Here is a 3,252-nt window from a genome sequence, read left to right as displayed (position 1 = left end):
CTTCTTCAACGGTCCAGGAAAACTTCGCCGCCAGGGCAAAGCCCATGGCGATTTCGAGCGGGGCGAGCTTGAGAGCCTCGCGCGCTTCGCCCGCCACGCGCGTCGCGGCCTCTTTGAACCGGTTCATACCTGAAAGACTACGCCTGCGGGCGCGGCCCACCAAGTAAATTCGGCACAATTAACGACGTTTCATCGGGTGATCCCGGCGATCAGGGGCTGGTGCCGGGCGTTCCTGCGTCAGTGAGCGGGAGCAGGCGGGAGTCTTCGAGCGCCGCGGCGCGGTGCCCGATTCCGGCCAGGTAGGCCTCGTTGGAAGCAAATGCCATGAACGAGGCGAGGCTGCTTTGCCGCACCAGCATGACCAGGTCCCAGCGTTCTTCGGGCGGGCCGATCAGGAACGGACCGCCGTTTCCCAGATAGAGCAACGCGCCGCCGGAGGCGCGGAGGTGGGGCAGGGTGTGCGCGATGTAACGCTCGAACGCTGCCGCGCCGCTGATGGGCGCATCGGGCGCCAGCTCGGGCGTGGCCGCGTAGTCGGCGGTTTCCCGAAATCGCAGCAGGTTCAACATCACGACGCTGCCCTGCGGGTTCCGCATGAACAGTGCGCGGCCCGCCTCGTCGGTGGGCTCAAGATATGCAGAGGTTTCGATCATGTGCGGGTTTGCCTTTCATCTGGAAAAGCGAGGCCGGTGGCGTGCGCGCGCACATCGTCCGGCCAGCGGCGGGTCAGCTTGGCGAACTTGATTGGATCGTTTGCAAAGAGCGCGCGCGTGACTTCTTCGAAACCCGGCAAATCGCCTGCGAGGGCCGACATGAAGTGGTAGGCCCGCTCATGGGCCTTGCGGACTTTGTCCTTCTCGCCGTTTGCGCGGCGCGCCTGCTCCACCAGTTTTCGCAGCGTCACCGACGCGCCGCCTGGCTGGGTTGAGAGCCACTGCCAGTGTCGCGGCAGGAGTGTTACTTCGCGCGAGACCACGCCGAGCCGGGGGCGGCCGCGACCGCGGGGTTTTTCAGTAGCCTCGGGGGCGTCGGGTTTGTTTCGATCGGGCGCGCCCGCCGGCAGGCGGGCGAGCACTTCCGCGTCGGTGCCCCGGGTGTCGACATCCACGCAGCGACCGGTCGCATCGTCGAAAACGAGCACCGGCCCGGTCGCGCCCGATTCGAGGGCCTTCTTCACTGCCAGGGCGTTGGTCGCGAGCGTGCCGGCCGCAATGCGCCGGTGGCCATCGAAGCTCGTGTAGGAATGGGAAAGGGGCTCGCTCATCGCAGGTGCATCCTGGCGTTCGGGATGGACGGATTATTACCCGGGTAATAACTGCGGGTCAATATCACCCGGGTAAAAACGGAAAAGCTGCCGCAACGCCTCGTTGGGTGACTTCTGTGATCTTTGAAGGATCGGCGGAGCAGGGATGCCGGAATCGCGCCGGCAACGGGCCCTAGCGTTTCATGGGGTTCAAATTGATCTCGGCGATCAGTGGCAGGTGATCCGAGGCCTCGCGCGCGAGGTGGTGGCGCGAGGGAAATCCTCGCTCGGCGCCGGCCTCGCCGCGTATCCAGAGGCCGTCGAGCGGTCGCACCGGAAGCCGCGCGGGGAAGGTATTGACCCGTTCGCCGGCGCGGCTGAAGCCCACGGGCTCGAGGAAGCGCTTGCCGAGGGTTCCCCACACGTCGTTGAAGTCGCCGCCCAGCACGACGGGCGTGCGGGCGTGGAGTCCCTGGAAGGGGTGACTGGAGATGAAACGCTCGAGCTGCTTGGCCCGCTCGGAGCCGGCAAGTCCCAGGTGCAGGTTGTAGAGCCCCAGCGTGCGGCTCTTGCCGCTGTCAAAACGAACGCGGGCGCGCGCGTAGATGCAGCCGCGTTTCTTGCGAATGCCGATGGTCAGATCGATGTTGTGCTCATCGAAGAGCGGCCAGCGCGAGAGGATCGCGTTGCCATAGTGGCCGTTGCCGCCGCGCAGCTTGTGGGTGACCGAGAACACGCGGTGGCGCAGGCCGACGTTCTCGCCGATGAAGTCCACCTGCCGGTGGTAGTTCGAGCGACGCACGCCCTCGTCGACTTCCTGAAGCAGGCACACGTCGGGCTTGTAGTAGCGGATGAGCTCGATGACCCGTTCGGGGCGGTATTTGCGGTCCACGCCGCCAATGCCCTTGTGGATGTTCCAGGTAAGTACGGTGACTTTCATGTTGCCGCCGGGCGCACGCGCCCTCCATCAGAATGAAGAGGGTTGTAGCACATTCGGGCGGCGGATGAGGGAACTCACCACTCCCTGCTCCCCCGCACCGGGGGAGCTGTCGCCAAAGGCGACTGAGGGAGACTCGCAGGTGGCGATCAGATTCTTGGCGAGTGCAGGTACCGGCACCCACTCTGTCCGGCCTGGCCGGACAGCTCCCCCGGCGCGGGGGAGCTGGGAGGGCGTTGGTGCTGTCACACCAACCGATACACCAGCACGCCCTTGGCAATCAGGCGTCCCTCGTTCTCGGTGGTGATGGTGACGTCGGAGAAGATGAGTTCCTTGCCGCGCTTGTTGACCTGGCCCTCGGCGATGAGATTCTCGCCGCGGGCGGCGGAGATATACTGGATGGTCAGCGTCACGGTGGAGCCCCGGAAGCCCTTACTCAGGTCGTGACCGCAGTAGCAGGCCAGCGACCCGGCGCAGTCCATGAGGGAGGCGACCACGCCGCCGTGGTAGGCGTCGCCGCCGCCGGTGAGCTCCTTCCGGTGGGGAAGGCGCATCTTCACGTAGTCGTCGGCGGTCTCGAGGATTTCGACCCCCAGGTGTTTGTGGAATTCGACGTTGGGGAAATAGGCAACAGCAGGGTTGTTGGCATGCTTGCTCATGGTGTTGGCTCTCTTCTGTTGGATGTGGGGGCTAGATAGCCCGCGGCACGAGAGCGTGCAATCGCGCGCTATTCCTCGCCGCCGCCGGCGGCCGGCGTGGTGCTGCCGGCGCGTGCTGCGAGCGCGCCTTCCAGAGTCGGCCAGAAATCGCGCACGAAGGCATCGGCAATCGCCTGATGCCCGCGCGGGTTGAGGTGCCCGTCGTGGGAGAAATACAGGCGGGTGCCCGCGTCTTCGAGCGCCTTGAGCTGGTGGCGGGGTACGAAGACCGGGACCCCGTGGGCGTCTCCCCACTCGCGAAGCCGCATGCCCAGCGCGTCGAAGTCGTAGTCGTTCCCGTCAAGTTTCCACTGTCGCTGCACGTCGCCCCAGTCATAGGTGCGGTAGACCCCGTCGGTCTCCATGCTGGTGGT

General features: G+C 65.6%; 5 protein-coding genes. All 5 read right to left on the bottom strand.

Translation table 11 applies throughout. The features are described from left to right. Nucleotides 1–209 precede the first annotated feature (209 nt). Nucleotides 210–653 (bottom strand): DUF1330 domain-containing protein, encoded by a 444-nt coding sequence (locus KDH09_19255; protein MCB0221844.1) that lies wholly within the window; start codon nucleotides 651–653, stop codon nucleotides 210–212. Beyond that, complete coding sequence (locus KDH09_19250) at nucleotides 650–1,264, bottom strand: DUF2239 family protein (GenBank protein ID MCB0221843.1); 615 nt, start codon at nucleotides 1,262–1,264, stop codon at nucleotides 650–652. Before KDH09_19250 ends, KDH09_19255 begins: the two co-directional genes overlap by 4 nt. A 172-nt stretch (nucleotides 1,265–1,436) precedes the next feature. Continuing rightward, nucleotides 1,437–2,183, bottom strand: coding sequence for an endonuclease/exonuclease/phosphatase family protein (locus tag KDH09_19245; GenBank protein ID MCB0221842.1), 747 nt, complete (start codon nucleotides 2,181–2,183; stop codon nucleotides 1,437–1,439). Nucleotides 2,184–2,425: 242 nt separating this feature from the next. Then, nucleotides 2,426–2,839 (bottom strand): PaaI family thioesterase, encoded by a 414-nt coding sequence (locus tag KDH09_19240; protein ID MCB0221841.1) that lies wholly within the window; start codon nucleotides 2,837–2,839, stop codon nucleotides 2,426–2,428. Between the two features lie 68 nt (nucleotides 2,840–2,907). After that, nucleotides 2,908–3,252, bottom strand: a 345-nt coding sequence (locus KDH09_19235; GenBank protein ID MCB0221840.1) for a hypothetical protein, incomplete at its 5' end; no start/stop codon positions are given.

It is taken from the genome of Chrysiogenia bacterium (assembly GCA_020434085.1).
GTDB lineage: Bacteria > JAGRBM01 > JAGRBM01 > JAGRBM01 > JAGRBM01 > JAGRBM01.
This window is presented reverse-complemented; position numbering and strand designations above follow the sequence as displayed.

Bases quoted from the DNA above. Each gene is read 5' to 3' on its own strand.
- KDH09_19255 (MCB0221844.1), bottom strand. From the start codon at position 653: ATGATCGAAACCTCTGCATATCTTGAGCCCACCGACGAGGCGGGCCGC.
- KDH09_19250 (MCB0221843.1), bottom strand. From the start codon at position 1,264: ATGAGCGAGCCCCTTTCCCATTCCTACACGAGCTTCGATGGCCACCGG.
- KDH09_19245 (MCB0221842.1), bottom strand. From the start codon at position 2,183: ATGAAAGTCACCGTACTTACCTGGAACATCCACAAGGGCATTGGCGGC.
- KDH09_19240 (MCB0221841.1), bottom strand. From the start codon at position 2,839: ATGAGCAAGCATGCCAACAACCCTGCTGTTGCCTATTTCCCCAACGTC.